Annotated in this window: 12 protein-coding genes; 3 read left to right on the top strand and 9 right to left on the bottom strand. The window is 45.5% G+C overall.

Translation table 11 applies throughout. The features are described 5' to 3' along the window. Positions 1-17: 17 nt before the first annotated feature. The 9 genes from SSED_RS02305 to ampD form a co-directional block, all read right to left on the bottom strand. Positions 18-2,072, bottom strand: coding sequence for a M13 family metallopeptidase (locus tag SSED_RS02305; protein ID WP_012140786.1), 2,055 nt, complete (start codon positions 2,070-2,072; stop codon positions 18-20). A 160-nt stretch (positions 2,073-2,232) separates the two neighbouring features. Next, a complete protein-coding gene (locus SSED_RS02300) occupies positions 2,233-4,446 on the bottom strand; it encodes a patatin-like phospholipase family protein (protein WP_041421497.1) in 2,214 nt (737 codons plus the stop codon). Between the two features lie 119 nt (positions 4,447-4,565). Further along, entirely contained in the window at positions 4,566-9,023 is a 4,458-nt protein-coding gene (locus SSED_RS02295) for an EAL domain-containing protein (protein ID WP_012140784.1), read from the bottom strand. 130 nt (positions 9,024-9,153) lie between these two features. Further along, complete coding sequence (gene lpdA, locus SSED_RS02290) at positions 9,154-10,581, bottom strand: dihydrolipoyl dehydrogenase (RefSeq protein ID WP_012140783.1); 1,428 nt, start codon at positions 10,579-10,581, stop codon at positions 9,154-9,156. Between the two features lie 154 nt (positions 10,582-10,735). Next, positions 10,736-12,373 (bottom strand): dihydrolipoyllysine-residue acetyltransferase, encoded by a 1,638-nt coding sequence (gene aceF, locus SSED_RS02285; RefSeq protein WP_012140782.1) that lies wholly within the window; start codon positions 12,371-12,373, stop codon positions 10,736-10,738. Positions 12,374-12,385: 12 nt separating this feature from the next. After that, positions 12,386-15,052, bottom strand: coding sequence for a pyruvate dehydrogenase (acetyl-transferring), homodimeric type (gene aceE, locus SSED_RS02280; protein ID WP_012140781.1), 2,667 nt, complete (start codon positions 15,050-15,052; stop codon positions 12,386-12,388). Between the two features lie 86 nt (positions 15,053-15,138). Beyond that, positions 15,139-15,891 (bottom strand): pyruvate dehydrogenase complex transcriptional repressor PdhR, encoded by a 753-nt coding sequence (gene pdhR, locus SSED_RS02275; protein ID WP_012140780.1) that lies wholly within the window; start codon positions 15,889-15,891, stop codon positions 15,139-15,141. A gap of 398 nt (positions 15,892-16,289) precedes the next feature. Further along, the gene (gene ampE / locus SSED_RS02270) at positions 16,290-17,141 is read right to left on the bottom strand and encodes a beta-lactamase regulator AmpE (protein WP_012140779.1); all 852 of its coding nucleotides are present in this window, start codon (positions 17,139-17,141) and stop codon (positions 16,290-16,292) included. A gap of 139 nt (positions 17,142-17,280) precedes the next feature. Next, positions 17,281-17,898 (bottom strand): 1,6-anhydro-N-acetylmuramyl-L-alanine amidase AmpD, encoded by a 618-nt coding sequence (ampD, locus tag SSED_RS02265; RefSeq protein ID WP_012140778.1) that lies wholly within the window; start codon positions 17,896-17,898, stop codon positions 17,281-17,283. 324 nt (positions 17,899-18,222) lie between these two features. On the opposite strand from ampD, the gene nadC reads away from it, so the two are divergent. The 3 genes from nadC to pilB all read left to right on the top strand — a co-directional run bounded on the left by nadC (position 18,223) and on the right by pilB (position 22,073). Then, entirely contained in the window at positions 18,223-19,128 is a 906-nt protein-coding gene (nadC, locus tag SSED_RS02260; RefSeq protein ID WP_012140777.1) for a carboxylating nicotinate-nucleotide diphosphorylase, read from the top strand. Between the two features lie 752 nt (positions 19,129-19,880). Continuing rightward, positions 19,881-20,291, top strand: coding sequence for a pilin (locus SSED_RS02255; protein ID WP_012140776.1), 411 nt, complete (start codon positions 19,881-19,883; stop codon positions 20,289-20,291). A gap of 72 nt (positions 20,292-20,363) precedes the next feature. Continuing rightward, positions 20,364-22,073 (top strand): type IV-A pilus assembly ATPase PilB, encoded by a 1,710-nt coding sequence (gene pilB, locus SSED_RS02250; protein WP_012140775.1) that lies wholly within the window; start codon positions 20,364-20,366, stop codon positions 22,071-22,073. The last annotated feature ends 62 nt before the right edge of the window (positions 22,074-22,135 follow it).

The following is a 22,135-nucleotide window of genomic DNA, read 5'->3' as shown; positions in this document are numbered from 1 at the left end:
GATGCGTAGCAGATCTATTACCAGATCTTAACGCGATCTTCAGGGCTCAGGAACATCTTATCACCCTCTTTCAAATCGAATGCTTGATAGAAGGCAGGGATGTTTCTTGGCGTGCCCATGGCGCGGAAGTGACTCGGTGAATGAGAGTCGGTCATCAGACGACGGCCCAGCTCTTCATCACGATAATTACGACGCCATACTTGCGACCAACCGATAAACAGACGCTGTTCACCGGTTAAACCTTCAATGACAGGCGATTCTTTACCGTTCAGGCTCAAATGATATGAGCGAGCAGCAACAGTCAGACCACCTAAGTCACCGATATTCTCACCTAGGGTCAGATCGCCATTGACATGTTTGCCAGGTAGCGCTTCATAAGATGAGTACTGAGCAGACAGTTGCGCCCCACGCTTCTGGAACTCTTCACGGTCTTTATCCGTCCACCAATCGCGCAGGTTACCATCGCCGTCATACTTGGCCCCTTGATCATCGAAACCATGGCTGATCTCATGACCGATAACCGCACCAATACCACCGTAGTTTATCGCATCATCGGCATCCATATTAAAGAAGGGAGGCTGAAGGATCGCGGCAGGGAACACGATTTCGTTCATCACCGGGCTGTAGTAAGCATTTACTGTTTGTGGCGTCATATGCCACTCAGTGCGATCGATAGGCTTACCTAGTTTATTCAGCATGGTTTTATATTCGAATTTAGAATAGCGCTGAATATTCCCCACAAGCTGATCTGCTTTAATACTTAGGTCGGTGTAATCCTTCCATTTGTCAGGATATCCAATCTTATAGGTAAACTTAGACAACTTTTCTTGAGCCGCAATCTTAGTCTCCGGAGTCATCCATTCGAGTTCATTGATACTGACTTCAAAACCTTTAATGAGATTTTGAATGAGCTCTTCCATCTTCTCTTTTGCCTCTGGCTTGAAGTGTTGTTTCACATACTCCTTACCCACAAGCTCACCAATGACCTGATCCGCGGCATCGACTGCCTTCTTCCAGCGTGGCTTCTGCGCTTCAATTCCCATCAAGGTTTTGCTATGGAAAGCAAAATGAAGATCGACAAAGTTCTTGCTCAACAACTCCCCGTAACTATCAACAAGATGGAAAGAGAGGTAATCCTGCCACTCGCTCACAGTAAACTCATTGAACTGAGCACCAAATTTTTCAAAATAAGAAGGTTGACGCACCACAGCTTCTTTGACCGAACTCATATTGGCGTTAGCGGCAAATTGAGCAAAGTCAAAAGAACTCACTGTAGCCTGTAGCTCGGCGCTGTCCATCATGTTGTAGCTCTTATTCGCATCACGCGACTCCACACGGCTCCACTGGCTCTGTGCGATAAAGTGCTCAATCTTAGCTACGCTGGCTGCCACTCGCTCAGCATCTTGACTGCCGGCTTGCGCCATAATATCCGCAACATAGGCATTCAGTGCGGCTCTGTTGGCTACAAATTTTTCATCATCTTTCAGGTAATAATCACGATCGGGTAGAGTCAAGCCTGACTGGTAGAGGTAGACCGCATACTGGCTTGAGTTTTTAGCGTCGTTGTTAACGTAAAAACCGAATGGCATCTGTACACCACTATTTAGCAGACTCCCCATCAAGCCGGCGATATCTTTGTGAGTCTTTGCCGAAGAGATATCGGACAGCAGGTCGCTTAACGGGCTGATACCTAGCTTCTCGATGACATCAGTATTCATATAGCTGGCATAGAAGTCACCCACTTTTTGCTCACTCGAGCCTGCAACTTTATCTTGCTTAGCCGCCGCTTCATCGATAATTTTTTTCAGTGCATTTTGACTCTGCTCATAAAGTACTGAAAATGCGCCGTAGTTAGACTTATCTGCAGGAATTGGAGTGTTAGCTAGCCAATGACCATTTACGCTGTAGTAAAAATCATCTTGATGGCGAACCGCATTATCGAAGTTCTCTTGTTCGACTCCCGACACCTTAGTCACTTCCTCAGCGACTGTTGTCGTTGGTTCATTACTGCTACAAGCAGCAAGACCTAAGCTAAGTGCAATACCAATTGCCAGTTTACTTACTCTGTTCATTTTCATCCCCGATCTATCCTTATGATATACAGAATCTCCTATGATGGAGCTTTCTATAAATTTATCCGATCACACACTACCACTGAGGCATTTACGCCTACAGTACGTTTTTGTAACTTTGTATGAATTAATACCAATCGGTATAAGCCAACAATCGGGCTTACCAGTTCTTTCCAATAAATATAAATATTGTCATCTCACCATCATCGGCCCAGCCAAAACCTAATGCGGCGGGGCCCATAGAGGTATCTGTACCGAAATATAAACTGCCGGAATAGATAAGATCATCGAGATCCACCCCATCTCTGTACTCCCAAACGTTACCCGCCTCGATACTCGTACCCAGGTAGAGGGGATAATCTGTCATCCCTAACACATCTCGTCCCAGATCGTACTGATAGACGAAGGCACCAAACACCTTATGAGCGCCAACGAGCGCATTTTTGTGATAACCCGATAGATTCAGGAAGCCACCAAGCTCAGACACATGCACGCTGAAGCTGTCATCTTTATCGACGGTAGCCAATGACGCTATTCCTACGAAAGCATGATTACCAAAACTTAATGCACCGCGCCAATCCGCCTCGATCTGAAAGGAGTTCTCGTTAGTGTCAAAACCTAAAAAATCGGGCGCCGACTCGTTTCTGTAATAGAGGTTTAAGGTAAATCGATTACCGGAGGTCGGGAAGTTAATACTGTTGAGATCATCGAAACCAAACTTAAAGTAAGCACCATAGGTTTCATATTTAAGCTCATCAATTATAGCCTTATTTTCTAAAACTCCCTTTTCACCCGTTATTCCCAGCTCAACCATGCCCTCTTTTACAAAGTTATAGCCAATACCAATATCGGCCCTGTATTGAGTCTGAGATAACTGCAGTGTTTTAGCGTTTTGCTCATAGAAGTCCCAGTCTTTTTGCTCATAAGCTAATTTGGCCCGGCTAAAGAACTCTTGATCATAATCCAGAGGCAGATAAAACTCGGTGGCGATTAACTTCTCAAAACCGAGCCTTAATTCATTACGCCACTCACCACCTGTATCAGTGATATCGGTGAGTGTATAGGCCAGATCCAAGGACACGACAGAGTCCAGAGAGAAGTCATCTTCCCAGCTGAAGCCCAGTTGAAAATAATTAGGCCCCCATGATTTAGACTTGGTATTTAAGGTCAGCACACGTCCCTGTTCTGTATCGGAAAATTCCGCATTAACCAGCTCAAACTTGTCCAGGGCATATACATTGGCAATGCCTTGCTCGAGTCGCTCTGTGGTAACGACCTCACCAGGGTGAATTCCGAAGGCCTCCCTCAACAGAGAATCACTTACTCTCGATTCATTATTAAATACAATATCAACTAAGGGGTGGTCGACTTCATTGAGCCAGGTTTTGCTTATGCGCTTTTTAGCTTGCTGATAGCTGGCGTATTGAGACTCGGTGACACTCAATTGCTTAAGTAAATCAATATGCTCAAGCGCAGCCGATTCGCCCAAGGCATAAGCCTGAGGCATGATTGAAAAGTCTGTGGTACTCATATCACCGACTTTTGGACGAATGAGAATGTCACCTTTACCAAGAAGCAATTTCTGTCTCTCAGAGCTGGCATTCGTCAACATCGTCGATAGCTGATTCAATACCGCGACAGTACTATTTAACTCCTCTTTCTTCACCAGAGATGAACCGATATCGACGGCAATTATGATGTCGGCTCCCATCCCCATAACCACGTCGATAGGCATATTATTTGCGATGCCGCCATCGACGAGAAGCTTACCTTCATATTCAACCGGCTGGAGCGCGCCGGGAACGGTAGCCGAAGCCTGCATGGCCTTGACGACACTGCCATTATTGATAACGACGGCCTTACTGGTTACAAGATCCGTTGCCACGGCGCGGTAAGGAATAGCTAACTCATTGAAGTGACCAAACTGATGAACTAAGCCCGTGGATCGCTGGAGAAGTTTAGACATGGTTTGCCCACGCAAGAGACCGTTGGGCATTTTCATCTCATCATCGCTATATCCCATATTCACCGGGATATTAAATCTGTCTCTTTGCTGCTTATTCCGATAGCTCAATGATTCTCTGGGAATCGTATCTGAGTATCCATCTGACCATGACTCTGTCATCATGATCTTTTCAATCTCAATAGCACTGTATCCAAGGGCATACATGCCTGCGACATATGCGCCGATGCTGGTTCCTGCGATATAGTCGACAGGAATCTTGTTCTCCTCGAGCACCTTCAATACACCAATATGAGCCGCCCCCTTCGCGCCTCCCCCACTGAGTACCAAACCAACTTTTGGCCTGACATCGGCCATGACGGGAGCAGCGATAAAGCTGACCACCAGCAAAAATATTAGATTACGTATCATAGGATATTGGTTCTTAATTATTAATTGATACAGGGCGGGCATATTCTAACAAAAAAAACGTAACATAGTTAAAACACAAACAGAGAACTAATAAGTGGTGTTAAATAGCTAATATGACGTCACTCCGCTTTTTTTAGCCCCATATAGGACTCCATATCGCTTACCGTTAACGGTTTAGAGAAGTAATAACCTTGAATAACATAACAACCCCGGCTAAATACTTGCTCGAGTTGATCTTTGGTTTCCACACCTTCGGCTACCACATTCAATTTTAAGTTTCTGGCTAGCTCAATGATACTGCTCGCGATGGCCTGATCGGTCTCATTGGTCGCGATATCGATGAGGAAAGAGCGATCGATCTTTAATGTATCGACATCAAAGTGACGTAGGTAAGCAAGCGATGAGTAACCGGTACCAAAGTCATCAATAGCCACATCAATTCCAAGCTCTCTTAGATCCCTAAGATGATCTTTTGCAATATGTAGCTCCTTCATCAAGACCCCCTCGGTGATCTCAAAGCCTAATGCCGATGGGGGGATCTTAGTCTCTTCCAAAATAGACCTTACGCCATCAATAAAATCGGGCTGACGAAAATGAACGGCAGAGATATTAACTGATAACTTAAAATTTTCTTTATATGAGTTGGCCCAGAGCGCCCCCTGAACACAAGCCTGACGTAGCACCCAGCGATCGATATCTATAATTAATCCACATGACTCGGCCACCTTAATAAAGACATCCGTCCGAACTAACCCATCTTTATGATGCCTCCAGCGCAGCAGAGCCTCCATACCAATTAATTTATCACCCCTGAGGATATCGACCTGAGGTTGATAATGAAGCTCAAATTCATCGCGTTCGATCGCTTTGCGCAGCTCTCCCTCCAGACGAAGGTGGTATAAAGCTTCTGCATTACGCTCCGAAGAGAAGTATTGGAAATTCCCTCTGCCCTCCTCCTTCGCATGATACATAGCCTGATCGGCATTTTTAATTAAGACCTCAGGCTGCCTCGTATCATCGGGCCATAAACTGACACCAATACTCGTAGAGATAAAAAATTCTCGGCCGAATAGCTCAAATGGAGCCTCAATTTGTACCAGTAACTCGGTGCAGACATGATTTATCTTATCAATATTGTCGGCGTCTCTGATTAGAAGCACAAATTCATCACCACCAAAGCGGCATAAGGTGTGCTCCTCTGAGATACACGATTGCAGCCTACTTGCGGCTTCAACCAGCAGTGCATCTCCCATACTATGGCCGTATGAGTCATTAACATGCTTAAACCGATCCAGATCGAGGAAGATCAGGGCCAACTTTTCACCGCTATGTTCTGCACGATGAATAGATTGAGCTAAACGGGTAGAAAATAGAGAGCGATTGGGGAGTCCCGTTAGTACATCATAATTAGCCAGGCGACGCAGGTCCGCTTCTGTCCGCTTTCGTTCTGTGATATCGGAGAATACTGCGACATAATGGGTGATATCCCCCTTACCACCGAGCATGGTCGATACATTAAGCCATACCGGACAGCTACTACCGTTGGTACATACAAACTCACGCTCTCCCGTCCATGACACGCCTTGATCCAGAAGGTGCGCAATTTCATCTGAACGCCCCTCTTTAGCCACCATAAGATCGGAGAAATACTTATGCGTCAACACTCTCGCATCTGAGCCTATGATGGTCTGAGCCGCCTTATTGGAGACCTTTATCCTCTCACTCGCATCTAAAATCAACACCCCTTCAGAGGTGTTACCGAATGCCTGGGCTAACAATTTAACATCGTCTTCGAGTTGACGTTGAGCCGTGATGTCTGAATATATCCCCGCTACGCGTAAAATTTTTCCCGATGCAGGATCCAGCTCTACCGGCCTGCCTCTCACCCTAGTCCATCCCCAGGTCTTATCTTCTCGACGGTAGCGATACTCGACATCGAATCGATCGCTATAACCTTCGATCATATTATTCCATGAAGCCAGCACCTTATCTTTTTCATCACGATGAACCGGAAAATCTTTCAGCTTTAGTAGCTTATTTTTCCGATCTTCTTTCCGTTTCGCACCTCGATTCTCCAGACTAAACATCTGTGTATCATGTCGCCACTCCCAAAGCTCTGAATCGCTTCCCTTGAGTGATTGGCGTAGTCTATCCTCACTTTCAACCAAGGCACTGTTAACAAGCTTAAAGGCTTTCACCTGACGCTGCCGGTAAACAATCACTCCTATACCAATACAGAGAACGGTGAATAATATCAATCCATTGAACCATTGAGTCTGCCACCAGAATTGTTTAACCCTAAATTCAAAGGTGTGGGGTACCTTTGACCAGATACCATTCTCTTGGCTTAAAATATCCAAGTGATATTTCCCGGATGATAAACCGGTGATATTCAGTTGAGACTGCCCTTCCAACAATAGGTAGTGACTCTCGCTGCGGTCTCCTTCTCGGCGCAACCTATATTGCAATGTCATAGGCGTATCATCGAGATAATCCAGGCTGGTAACCTGGAAACTAATCAGTCTCGCACCAGGTAAAATCACCGTATCGGCCTGTGGAATAAGATCGATTTGAGTGTCATCGTCATAAAACACCGAAACAGCTTCCAGAAACACCTTGTCTCTTTGGATGCGATTACTCAAGTCATCGATATTCAGTGCCATAGCCCCATCGGGCGTACCTAGGTAGAGTCCATAAGCGGGGTCATAAAAATAGGCACCGTCGTTCAGCTCGTCACCAATAAGCCCGTCGTCTTCGTCGATAACAAGAATATTGTTACTCTCAATCTCCTGTCGGATTATCGAGTAGGGGCAACCAATAACACGGTGTTTATCCGTTTGATGAATAAAAAATACAGAGGAGCAATCAGTCAACCACTTCTTATCTAATGCTTTCACTCGACCCGATGCAGGAGCATATTCGAACAGGCCACTGGGTGAAGTGCCCAGCCAAAATACCCCCGACTCAACCTGCTTAATATAGTTAACTTCTATATCGATATCTTCGTCACTAAAAATATTTATTCGGGAATGAAATTGGCCTTCGCTATCGAGAAAACCAAAGAAGTCGCCTCCGCCAATCCATAATCGACCAGACTCATCGCGAAATAGCGCACGTAGATCTCGTATGCCCGCTTGTGTCCTTTCTCCGGATATTAGTCTCTCTTGAGGGTTAAGCATTCCCGGCTCCCAAAAATAGAGGCCGGTCATGGTAAGAAACCACCAACGTCCCTCTATCAAGGGATCGTTATAACTTGTATATACCACTTTGTGCTCTAAGGAATAATCTCCCTGAGCCCATTGGGCAAAACGTTGAGAAGTAAAATTACGCTTATCTACAACAAACAGACCCGTTGTCGTTGAAAGTAACAGATGATGACTATCTAAAGGATCAATCTTATAGATACTGTCATTTAACTCGATACCATCAGGAACTAACGTCCTAGATTGTTTATTTTTTTTATCGATAACGATAAGACCATTATCGGTGCCTAGCCAAATATTTTCATCTTCCGCAAATATGGTCCATATCATCTCATTGCTGAGATGATATGGCTCAGACATAGTGAACCTGTCGATAAGAAAACCAGGATCATCGGCAAGAACGGCCAGGCCATCTCCCGAGCCTCCGACCCATATAACCCCTGTATTATCTATGGCAATATCATTAATATAATCGATATCTGCGCTCTGTTTTAATTGCTTTTGAAAGAGCTTATGTTCTGTAGAGCCAGGGGGCCACTTGATTAACCCTATATGGCTGGAGATCCAAAGATCGCCATTATTATCCTCAGCTATTTTGGTCGTATAATAGGGTAGCTCTTTCACCGGATTAATCTGTAAGTTATCAACATCGACCCGATATAATCCATTGCTCGAGCTTAACCAAACTCTTCCCTTAGAGTCTTTAAACAGCCACTTCATTAATCCGTTTTTCTCTTCCCAGGGTAAAACCGCTATCCGTCGTCCTTTGCTATCTCGCAGTTGCAACTCATATTCGGTACCAACCATTATACGACCATCGTCGAGTGCAACCAGGTTATGCCATAGAACATCGGCATTATTTGGCAGAAAGATGATCCTCTCTAATGAAGATGGCTGATAAGAATACTGAAGCATCTCTCCCTCTCTGGTGAGAAAGAGATAACTACCATCGGCCCGCTTGACCTGAGCGACTATGCTTTCGCCTTTAAACTCAGGAAACAGCTCATCACTTCCGAATTTGATAAACCGATTGGCCAAGATGTCATAGAGATAGTTTTCAGAATAGTTACTGACAAGCAGGTGTTTTTGGCTCAAGGGTTCAACAATATTGATATATTCATCGGAGAGACGCAGGTCGAACTCAACCTTGTCGATCCGTCTAACTTTAGAATTACTTAACCGATAAAGGCCTTCATCGGTGGCCAGCCATACAAAGCCATATTCATCGAAGCTGATGTCATTAATCTGGGAGTTTGTCAGGCCTTCTCGCTCATTAAAAACACGAGACACTAAATCGCCCGCCATGACGGGAGCCAGGCAAGTAAGGAGTAATAATAATGGAAAAAGTATTTTTTTTACGTAAGCGATTTGCATTCAATAAACATCTCATAGGCTTACTACGAATGTAGCAGTTCATCGAGCCTAATTCACCTGCTTATTTACAAATTTATAACGCAATCAAAAAAAAGCGCTCAAAAGAGCGCTTTATCAGTTCTGTGAAAGGTTACTTTTTCTTTTTTGCTTTTGGATTAGGCAAATCAGTTATAGAACCTTCATAGATTTCAGCGGCCAAACCAACTGATTCATGTAGGGTTGGGTGAGCGTGAATAGTCAACGCTAAGTCTTCAGCATCACAACCCATCTCGATAGCAAGGCCGATTTCACCCAATAGCTCACCACCGTTAACGCCTACGATAGCACCACCGATCACACGGTGTGTCTCTTTATCGAAGATAAGCTTAGTCATACCATCGCTACAGTCTGATGCGATAGCACGCCCACTTGCGGCCCATGGGAAAGTAGCCGTTTCATAAGCAACGCCTTGCTCTTTCGCTTCTTTCTCAGTTAAACCTACCCACGCGACCTCAGGGTCGGTATAGGCAATTGATGGGATAACCTTAGGATCGAAGAAATGCTTAAGACCAGAGATAACTTCTGCGGCAACGTGACCTTCATGTACACCTTTATGCGCAAGCATTGGCTGGCCAACGATATCGCCGATAGCATAGATGTTTGGCACGTTAGTGCGCATCTGCTTATCGACATTGATGAAACCACGCTCATCGATATTAACGCCCGCTTTTTCTGCATCAATCAGCTTGCCATTTGGCGTACGGCCAATTGCCACAAGCACGGCATCGTAACGTACAGGTTCCGCAGGCGCTTTCTTACCTTCCATAGACACATAGATACCATCTTCTTTAGCTTCAACGGCGGTAACTTTAGTCTGTAAGATAAGATTAAATTTCTTCTTAATCTTCTTAGTGTAAACACGAACGATATCTTTGTCAGCGGCAGGAATAACCTGGTCAAACATCTCAACCACGTCAATCTCACTACCCAGTGACGAGTATACTGTCCCCATCTCGAGGCCGATAATACCACCACCCATAACAAGTAGCTTTCCAGGTACTTCTTTAAGCTCTAGCGCATCGGTCGAATCCCAGATACGTGGGTCTTCATGTGGGATAAATGGCAATTGAATAGGACGTGAACCCGCGGCAATAATGGCTTGTTCGAAGCGAATAACTTTAACGCCATCTTCACCCGTAACTTCAATGGTATTAGGGCTGGTAAACTTACCAAAACCATTAACAACATCAACCTTACGCATCTTGGACATTCCGCCCAAACCTGTGGTTAGCTGACTAATCACCGTTTCTTTAAAGCTACGAAGCTTATCAAGATCAATTTGCGGCTCACCAAAAACAACACCGTGGCTCGCAACCGCTTTCGCCTCTTCGATCACTTTAGATACGTGAAGCAGCGCTTTTGATGGGATACAGCCTACATTCAAACATACACCACCAAGCGTGTTGAAACGCTCAACGATGATGACTTCCAGACCTAAATCAGCCGCACGAAATGCCGCTGAATAACCAGCAGGACCTGCACCTACTACCAATACCTGAGTTTTGATTTCGTTACTCATGTTTTCCTCTATTCTTTTTATTTCATTCCGTTGGCGAGTGTGTCGCTTCACGGTAAATGACGCCAGCTATCGAATTTTTATTCTGTAAGGTGGCCGCATTTTAACCCTCAATTGCAATAAACAAAAGGCTACTCAACATGAGTAGCCTTCATCATTACAAAATAAGCGTCCGTATGTCGGACAGCATACTTGACAGTGTCACGCTAAAGCGCGCTGCCATCGCCCCGTCGATCACCCTGTGATCATAAGAGAGAGATAGCGGCAACATTAGCTTAGGCTCAAAATCTTTACCATTCCACTTTGGTTTAATCTCTGACTTAGATACACCTAAAATAGCCACATCCGGGTAATTGACGATAGGCGTAAATGCCGTACCACCGATACCACCCAGACTCGAGATAGTGAAACAACTGCCCTGCATATCTGCAGACTTAAGCTTACCATCACGTGCTTTAATCGAGATCTCAGTCAACTCTTGAGTCAGTTCGTGAATACCTTTCTTATCAACATCACGAACAACCGGAACCACTAGGCCGTTTGGCGTATCAACCGCAACACCTATATGGTAATACTTCTTCTTAATTAAAGACTCACCATCGGCACTTAGGCTGGCATTAAACACAGGGAAAGCCTGTAGGGTCTTGGCAACGGCTTTCATCATAAAGACAAGCGGCGTGATCTTAATACCTGTCTTACGCTTAGCTGCAAGTTCATTTTGCTGCTTACGGAATGCTTCCATCTCGGTGATATCGGCTTCGTCGAATTGCGTCACATGCGGAATGGTGACCCAGTTACGATGCAGGTTCGGACCAGAGATCTTCTGAATACGTGTTAGGGGCACTTCCTCGATTTCACCAAACTTAGCAAAATCGACTTTAGGTGCAGCAATAACATTGAGTCCACCCGCACCACCAGCAACGGCTGTCGCTGCAGATGCCTTAGGACGGCTAAGCTCATATTTAATGAACGCCTGAACGTCTTCCTTAAGGATACGACCTTTGCGGCCCGTACCTTTAACTAAGGTCATATCTGCGCCGAACTCACGAGCCAGACGACGAACGGCTGGTGAAGCGTGTACCGCTCCGGTGACAGGCTTACTGCCTGCACTTGGATGATGCGGAACCGGAGGCTTGCTTGTCGCGGCCTGAGCTGGTTGAGCTACAGGAGCTACAACTGGGGCTTCAACCGGAGCCACTATCGCTGCTGGTGCTGAAGCACCAACTTCCAACATAAGCACAAGCGAACCTTCAGAAACTTTATCACCAACGGCTACTTTTAACTCTTTCACCACACCGGCTGAAGGTGCAGGCACCTCCATCGTGGCTTTATCGGTTTCCAGGGTGATCAACCCGGTATCGACATCTATGCTGTCACCCACGGCCACCAGCACTTCGATGATTTCGACATCGGCCGCATCACCAATATCGGGCACCTTGACTTCAATAACTTGTGTAGCAGTAGAAGCCGGAACAGGAGCTGCATCAACAGGTGCTGCTGGCGCAACCGGAGTCGGCTCTGGAGCCGCTGTTGCCGCAGTAACTTCAGTGCTTGCACCTTGCGCAGACATCATAGCAATCAAGGTGCCTTCAGAGACGGTGTCACCGACGGCTATTTTAAGCTCGGCTAACGTGCCGGCAAAAGGCGCTGGAATGTCCATGGTCGCCTTGTCACTTTCTACGGTAATAATTGACTCTTCGGCTGCAAGTTGATCACCAACAGCAACACAGATCTCAATTACCTGTACATCGTCACCACCGATATCGGGGACTAAAACTTCTTTTAATTCAGACATTTTACTTCCCTCTTACGCGTACTGCGGGTTGATCTTGTCAACATCGATACCGTACTCGCTAATGGCTTTTGTTAGCACATCAACAGGCAGTTCATTACGGTCAACAAGTGACTTAAGTGATGCAATCACGATAAATTTCGCATCAACCTCAAAGTGGTGACGTAAGTTTTCACGGCTATCGCTACGACCGAAACCATCGGTACCTAACACTTTATAATCTGTAGGTATGTACGCGCGAAGCTGCTCGCCGTATATCTTCATATAATCGGTAGCGACGATGGCTGGAGACTCACTGGAGATGACTTGACTGATGTAAGCCTCTTGTGGCGTTTCCGTTGGATGTAACATGTTATAACGCTCTGCAGCCTGACCATCACGAGTTAACTCGTTGAAACTGGTCACACTGAATACATCTGCAGAGATACCGAAGTCTTTAGCCAAAGCCTGAGCCGCTTTACGTACTTGCTCAAGAATGGTGCCACAACCCATTAACTGAACTTTACCTTTACCCGAACCTTCAACGGTCTCCAGCTTATAGATACCTTTGACGATACCCTCTTCGGCACCCTCTGGCATAGCTGGTTGTTCGTAGTTTTCGTTCATAGTGGTTAAGTAGTAGAAGATATCTTCTTGCTGCTCACCATACATGCGACGAATACCATCCTGAACCACGACAGCGATCTCATATCCGTAAGTGGGATCATAAGAGACGCAGCTTGGAATAGTATTAGCCAATACATGACTGTGACCATCCTGATGCTGTAGACCTTCACCATTCAAGGTTGTACGACCCGATGTTCCACCGACCATGAAGCCACGCGCACGCATATCACCTGCAGCCCAAGCCATGTCGCCGATACGTTGGAAGCCAAACATTGAATAGTAGATATAGAACGGGATCATTGGCGTGTCGTTAACAGAGTAACTGGTTGCCGCTGCGACCCAAGATGACATTGCACCTAGCTCGTTAATACCTTCTTGCAATACTTGACCGCTCTTGTCTTCGCGGTAGTAAGCCACTTGATCTGAATCTTGTGGGACATACTTTTGACCTTCGTGAGCGTAAATACCCACTTGGCGGAATAGGCCTTCCATACCAAAGGTACGGGCTTCGTCAGGTATAATCGGTACAATTTGCTTACCAATCTTCTTGTCTTTTAGCAGTGCAGTCAAAATACGCACGAATGCCATTGTGCTTGAGATCTCACGGCCATTTGAACCTTTCAGTACCGAATCGAAAATCTTCAATGATGGTACTTCAAGCTCTTCAGAGAACTTCTCACGACGTGCAGGCATGGCACCATGTAGTTCAGCACGACGCGCCTTGAGGTATTTAACCTCTTCCGAGTCTGCACCTGGGTGGTAGAAAGGAATATCTTCTAACTGATCATCTGAGATCGGGATATTGAAACGATCGCGGAAGTACTTAAGTGATTCAACACCCATCTTCTTCACGTTGTGAGCGATGTTTTTACCTTCACCCGCGTCACCCATACCGTAACCTTTTACGGTTTTAGCAAGAATAACTGTTGGACGACCTTTAGTGTCTTTAGCATGCTGAAGCGCAGCAAAAATCTTAACAGGATCGTGGCCACCACGGTTCAGGCGCCAGATGTCATCGTCTGACATGTTAGCAACCATCTCGGCAGTTTCCGGGTATTTACCGAAGAAATGCTCACGAGTATATGCACCGCCTTTGGCCTTACAGTTCTGGTATTCACCATCGACCGTCTCTTCCATCAACTGCAGTAGTTTACCGCTGGTGTCACGAGCCAATAATGGATCCCAGTAACGACCCCAGATCACTTTAACCGCTTCCCAGCCTGCGCCACGGAATTCGCCTTCAAGCTCTTGAATGATTTTGCCGTTACCACGTACAGGGCCGTCAAGACGCTGTAGATTACAGTTAACGATGAAGACTAAGTTATCCAGCTCTTCACGCGCAGCAAGACCGATAGCACCTAGAGTCTCTGGCTCATCACACTCACCGTCACCAAGGAAACAGTAAACGGTTTGCTCTGAACAATCTTTAAGACCACGGTCGGTAAGGTACTTAAGGAAACGAGCTTGATAGATAGCCTGGATAGGACCCAGACCCATAGATACCGTTGGGAACTGCCAGTAGTCAGGCATTAACTTAGGATGTGGGTATGAAGGCAGACCTTTACCATCGACTTCTTGACGGAAGCTGTTCATCTGATCTTCAGTCAAACGTCCTTCAAGGAAAGAACGTGAATAAATACCGGGAGCAATATGGCCTTGGAAGTAAACTAGATCGCCGCCATCTTTTTCATTTGGACCGCGGAAGAAGTGGTTGAAGCAGACATCGTATATCGTGGCGCTTGAAGCGAAACTAGAGATATGGCCACCTAGTTCAAGATCTTTCTTAGAACCACGAAGAACCATAGCCAATGCATTCCAACGAACGATGGCGCGAATTCGACGCTCCATCTCCTGGTTGCCAGGCACATGAGGCTCTTGGCCAGCCGGAATCGTATTCAAATAAGCTGTAGTCGCTTTATAAGGCAGATGTGTACCATTACGACGTGCTTTGTCGATAAGCTTTTCAAGAAGGTAATGTGCGCGTTCAGGACCCTCTTGCTCGAGTACTGCCTGCAGAGAATCGACCCACTCTTGGGTCTCTAATGGATCTAAGTCTTGTAGCATATGTTCAGACATTTCGCAGTCCTTCCCCATACGTAGTAATAATAGTCATCATGAAAATTGTCATTTTCAGAGTATTTTCTGGTGTGAAGCCCGAGGCTTTACACACCGCTTTTTAAACGGCGCAGACTACGCTGCAACCGGCTATCTTCTTCCCTAACAGACAGCATGACTTCCTCAATGTAACTTAAGTGTTCATTAGAGGCTTCTCTAGCTGCTTCGGGATCTCGGCGAACGATGGCGGCAAGCAGGGCCAGCCTATGATCGTTGGCCATTTTGGAGGCTTCCTCTCTTCGGTTCAGAAGCTCCAGGTTCTGTGCCACGTTTTTATGCAGCACAGGGGCTAAACTTAAGACAAGGTGTAGCATAGCCACGTTATGAGAGGCTTCGGCGACCGCACGGTAGAATTTTACAATAGCTTCCGCTTGCTGCTCAATTTCAGATGCAGCATCAACTTCCATAATCGTGCGCTTGATATTCTGCATATCGGCGTCGGTACCACGTAGCGCCGCAAAATATGCCATCATGCCTTCGGTAGCATGACGAAACTCGAGTAGATCATACTGACTCTCGGAGTCACTATGCATCAACTCGACGATAGGATCTGCCAGGCTCTGCCAAAGCTGCTCTTTGACATAGGTGCCACCACCTTGACGACGCAAGAGTAGACCTTTGGCTTCAAGCTTTTGAATGGCTTCTCGTAATGAGGGACGGGAAACTTCGAACTGCAGTGCAAGTTCGCGTTCAGGGGGTAGTTTCTGACCAGGCTGGAGACTTCCTTCCAGGATCATCTGTTCTAACTGTCCCATGATGACGTCAGAAATTTTTGGCTGGTTTATTTTGCTATAAGCCATATGGCCCTCAGCTCCTATTGTAAATTGGTCTTACCAATTTAGTCGACTGAGCGCACTTTATCAAATCACATTTTGAATGTCCAGCTTGTGATCCATCTCATATATGCTCGCGAACTGTGAGCATACCGAAAAAAACAATCAAAGGGGTCTGACCATTATCACTGAACTTTAATTTTCATATGCTTAACTACAAGACTGTTACTCTTAGTGAAGACGATGATGCAAAATGTTCAATGAAAAATATTATCAGGAAATTAAACTCCTCAGTAAACTGTCAGCATCCCTTAGGATTTTTATCAGATATAAAATGAGCTCCCCCCTAGTCCAAAGTAACTAAGAGGTTAGATGGCTCCTGCTTAACTGAAACAAAAGCTTAAACTCATTAAGCTGTAGACTCTCTAAGCCACGACCCCAAATATGGTCAATAAAGACAGAGTGGTAAGCAGAAGAATAAAGTTACGCTTGCTCAATTGTAGCAGCGCTAAGGTAGCCTGCACGCAAATTGGCTTAGCAGATGGTTCGGGACTAGGCTCGGCAGCCAGAGCAACCTGAGTCACGACCTCTCTGGCACCATATTTTAAACTAAAACCGAACTCTCTCCAGCTTGCAAAGGCCTGTGAAAACTGGCCACTAAGTACATATCCAAATGCAAACACCCGACTTGGAAGCCAGTCCAGCAGTGTGAGTACCTGTCCAACCAAGGGTTGCTCGAGTAACTTTTGATGATTTTCGTCTGAGAAGTATCGAACGGTGCAATAGAAAACGGCTCCTGCGGGTCCAAAAAAAATGAGAAAGAGAGCAACAGCACCATAGAAGCGGTAATTTAACCAAGCGACACTTTGGCCAACCTTAGCGCCTAAGTCCCCTTCGGAAACAGCTTCAATCGACCTGTTACAATCCAGCTCTTCGGCAAAGTGATAACAGGCTTGGGAGTCTCCCCGACACGCGGCTTGCATATAGCGTTTAAACGTCTGTCTCTGCTTTAGGTGACTGAAACAGAGTATTGAAACTGCGACCCAGAGCAATAGGCTTAACGCGCCCCAAAATAGGCCGGCAACGGCCCACGTGGCAACTTGAACAGCGACAGCGGGTAACACCAGAGCCAAAGCCATCATTACTTCAGAATTAAGCTGCTTCTCACCAAAGAGACTATTAGAATAAACGCTTAAGAATGACTCGAGCTGCCAACTTTTCGGCAAAAGCTTCAACCGCTCGACAATAATAGCCACTAATAAAGAAAATAATGCCATTTAAAGTATCCTTTCGTGAGGTGGGGCTAGCTTAAAACTCTTCAATTAACGTTCATAACTTAGACAAGAGTTCACTATATACCAAGCGCTGTTTAACCACTATCTCTTTGCCAATATCTAATCTATTATGTTCAACGTTTTAACTTAAATCTTTTTTAAATCGTTGCCAATCAAAGCTTTCACCGGGATCTGTTTTACGGCCAGGCGCAATATCACAATGACCCACGACTCTATCAATATTTAGCATAGGATATGCGTCGAACAAGGCAAGGGTTAGTATTTTCAACTCCCGGTACTGCTGCTCGGTATAGGCCAGAGTATCGGTCCCTTCCAGTTCAATACCAATTGCAAAATCATTACACCCTTCTCGAGAGCCATAGCTGGATACCCCGGCATGCCAGGCACGATCACCACATGACACATATTGTACTAATTCGCCATCTCGCCGAATAAGGAAGTGAGCAGACACCTCAAGCCCCTTAAGGTCGATAAAGCTGGCGTCAGCACTGACATCCAGACACCCCTTAAACAATTGGTCTATATAAGATTCACCGAAACAGCCAGCAGGAAGGCTGATGTTATGTATAACCAACAAGCTAACCTCATTCAACGGGCGGTGGTTAAAATGCGGGGACTCACACCGCCTGGCATCATTTATCCACCCATCGGCACAGCGCTTTTCCAGACAAATATCATTATCCGTAGGGGAGCGCTCTTGCGCTGTTACCGGGGGAGAAGTTTTTATGTGTGAGGACATAACAAGGATATCTCAGCTCTTAATGGGGTGTTTACAATAATATATACACTCTATCAGTAAGCTATACAGCTGAGAAGCGGCTGATTTAGTGATTCTAAGCTTCACCGAAAAAACTGAATAACTGAACCAAGCCACAAAAATAACTTAGAGAGGTCCCGAAATGAATATCATATAACTCAGGGAGCTAGCTCTGCGAGCCAGAGGTTTCAACTTTCCTTATTCTCTACTTTAGAAAACAAATTTGTTATTATAATTATATCAAACAGCTAAATTTATACTTAACAACATCTGTTCATCAGTTATCGTCGATTAAGGACACCAAGTATGTTGGAAAATGACATTCGGTTATCAGTCAAAACCGCACTCGAAGAAGACTTAGGTTATCAAGATAATGCAGCTGTCTCAGGACGAGATAAGGCCAACTCAGACATTACAGCCCAACTGATACCGGCCGATAGATACGCTCAGGCGACATTGATTACCCGCGAAGAGGGCGTATTTTGCGGTAAAGCCTGGGCAGAGCAGGTATTCAATCAACTGGGTGGTGAGGTCGCGCTTCATTGGCATGTTGACGATGGTGACCTCCTTGTACCGAATCAACTATTGTGTGAACTCTCGGGACCAGCAAGAGCCATACTCACAGGCGAGCGCACTGCGATGAATTTCATCCAGACGCTTTCTGGCGTTGCGACTCACACCAAGCATTACATAGATAAAATTGCCGACACTCACACTAAACTGCTCGATACACGTAAAACCATTCCCGGCCTTCGCACGGCACAAAAATATGCCGTTACCTGTGGAGGCGGTAAGAATCATCGTATAGGGCTGTTTGACGCTTTTCTCATTAAAGAAAACCACATTATGGCCTGTGGCAGTATTTCAAAAGCTATCTCAGCAGCCAGAGCCCTGCATCCCGATAAGCCGGTAGAAGTTGAAGTAGAGAGCATTCAAGAGCTTCAACAGGCACTGGAAGCCAGATCTGACATCGTCATGTTAGATAACTTCGATGTCACCATGATGCTGGAAGCTGTCGAGCTAAATAATCAGTTTTTTGATCAATTAAATGCAGATAAGACGGCGAGTAAAACCAAGCTGGAAGTCTCCGGCGACGTGACACTGGATACCATTGCCAACTACGCTAAAACAGGTGTCGATTACATCTCTGTTGGAGCCTTGACCAAACACGTTAGGGCGCTCGATCTATCACTTAGGCTAAAAAACACCTAGTAAACGGTTAACAAATAGCTAACAAGCAATAGATAAATAGTGAATGGTATTTCGCATCGTAAGCGGTGCGAAACGCCTAACTCTACTCACACTCATGCTTCATACTACACCTGGTCAAAAAACAACTGCGCTACATTCATACAAAGCAAAAAGCGGTTGCCTGAAAAATAGACAGGATTTTCGATTCTGAAAACGCCCAAAAATTGACACTCCCCACCAAAGTGCCAGATTTCGATACACAGCCAAAAAAATGTTAGAACTTTTTAACATAAAACAACATCCATTAGATGAATTCATCGTCAAATTAGTACTTTGTTGTAATTTGTAGTTCCATTTCCATTAACTTTGTACTAACTTTGGACTTAGGCGAGATGGCCATTTCGGCCAACCTCACCATTAGGTAGACGCTCAACCTGTCGAAGCTAACAAAACTTAAACAAAAGCGAATAGTGAATCGTGAATAGCGAAGAGTTCTTTAGTTGAGAGCAGGAGGAGATCACAAGGTGCGGTTTGCCGAAACGACAATGGACAGCACAACAAACTTTTAACACTTAGCATAATGGCAGTATAGGCAGATTTTAGATTAGCTGTGATTACAAATTTAGTTACCACCTCTTTGAGCTTAACTGAAACAAAAAGCATCAAAGAATTTAGTAACAAGATTAATTAAGGACAGATTAGCTAGCGCAGGAGCAACACGGCTAAGTAACATAGACTAAACTAAAGTAAGCGGTGCCACTTGGAGATTGAAAATGAAAGGTCTTAACTTGAACAAGAGTATGAAAAACGCTAAGGGTTTCACCCTTATTGAATTAATGATCGTTGTTGCAATCATCGGTATTCTCGCCGCAATTGCACTACCTGCTTATAAAGATTATGTAGCTAAAGCTGATGCATCAGCTGGTGTTGGTACGCTAGCAGGTTCAAAAACTAAAGTATCAGAGGTATACTCAATTGATGGTAGCATAGGTTGTACTGATTCTAATGGTGATGGTATCCCTTACTGTGCTGCCGCCGATGGCATATTAGCGACTCAGAACGAAGCTGGTACTGTTATTATTACCTTAACTCCTGATATTGCGTCAACTCCTGGCAGTATTGAGTGGGGTTGTGTGCTATCCGGCGCTAACGCCGTTGCAATTAAAGGCTGTACAGCGCCTTAATTTGTTATCCAGATAATCAAAGATAAGAGGGCTAATGGCCTTCTTATCTTTCTATTTTGAGGTCTAACTTACGTGCCAACGACTGGGTTACACTTAGGATTATCAACCCTTTTCATTCGCAAACAACTGCTCAGCGAAGAGCAGATAGCATCGGCGATAGCCAAATCTCGTCAATCGAAGCGACCTCTAGTTTCAACCATAATCTCAGAAAAGCTTATCTCAGGGCGAGAAATTGCCGAGTTATGCTATGAAGAGTACGGTACTCCACTGCTGGATCTCGATGAATTTGATATTGCCAGTATCCCGGAAAACTTTCTCAACAAAAAGCTAATTGAAAAACACAAGTGCCTGCCACTTTTTAAGCGTGGCAACCGCCTCTATATTGGCACCTCAGATCCGACCAATATCGCAGCACTGGAGGATTTTCAATTTAGCGCAGGCCTGCACGCCGAAGCCATTTTGGTTGAAGACGACAAGTTAACCAAGGCTCTGGAAAAGGTACTCGAAGAGGACATTTCGGCCCTCGATATCGGCGACATAGATGAAGACTCTTTAGCTGGCATAGAGATAGAGGACACCAGTAAACGCGATGACGATCAGAATGGTGACAGCTCCGATGATGCCCCGATCGTTATCTATATCAATAAAATTTTGACCGATGCGATACGAAAAGGCGCATCGGATCTTCATTTCGAGCCCTATGAGAAACGATATCGAATTCGCTTTCGCATCGATGGCATCTTACACGAAGTATCAGAGCCTCCGGTAAATCTCTCTAACCGTATTTCGGCTCGCCTCAAGGTGATGTCAAAGCTGGATATCGCCGAGCGCCGCGTCCCCCAAGATGGCCGCATAAAGATGAAGCTATCTCGCACCAAATCAATCGATTTTCGTGTCAGTACGCTGCCAACAATTTGGGGGGAGAAGATCGTAATGCGTATCCTGGACTCATCCTCTGCTCAACTAGGCATCGAGAAGCTGGGTTACGAGGATGATCAGCGAGAGCTTTACGAGGAGATGCTGGCAAAACCACAAGGCATGATCTTAGTGACTGGCCCAACGGGTTCGGGTAAGACGGTATCTCTCTACACCGGACTCAACATCCTTAACACCGAAGAGCGTAATATCTCAACGGCAGAGGATCCGGTAGAGATAAACTTAGAAGGTGTCAATCAGGTACATATCAATCTAAAAGCCGGACTCACCTTCGCATCGGCCCTGCGTTCGTTCCTCCGTCAAGATCCCGATGTCGTCATGGTGGGTGAGATCCGAGACTTAGAGACAGCCGAAATAGCCATTAAGGCGGCACAAACCGGTCACTTAGTGCTCTCGACACTGCATACTAACTCGGCGGCAGAGACTCTCACTCGTCTCATTAATATGGGCGTGCCCGGGTACAATATTGCCAGCTCGGTCAACCTGATTATCGCCCAACGTCTGGCTCGTCGTTTATGTCCAGAGTGTAAACAACCTGAAGAGGTGCCCAAACACGAATTGGAAAAACTGGGGTTTAATCCAACTCATATCGAAGCTGGCATCACAGTCTATAAGCCAATAGGCTGCGATCTCTGCTCAGGTGGTTATAAAGGCCGTGTCGGTATCTATGAAGTGATGAGAATGTCAGATGAGATAGCCCGTACTATTATGGAGGGAGGTAACTCCTTACAAATAGCCAACCAGGCAAAAGAGCAGGGGATGAGAGATCTCAGGGGTTCCGGGTTATTAAAAGTCATTCAAGGTGTTACCAGCATTGCAGAGATAAATCGTGTAACCAGTTTTTAATCAACCTAAAAGTGGCTAAATTTGTTTAGTTAGTGCATTAGAAGCAAATCGAAGGAAGAAAG

The sequence above is a fragment of the Shewanella sediminis HAW-EB3 genome (genome assembly GCF_000018025.1).
In the GTDB taxonomy this organism is placed as follows: Bacteria; Pseudomonadota; Gammaproteobacteria; order Enterobacterales; family Shewanellaceae; genus Shewanella; species Shewanella sediminis.
This window is presented reverse-complemented; position numbering and strand designations above follow the sequence as displayed.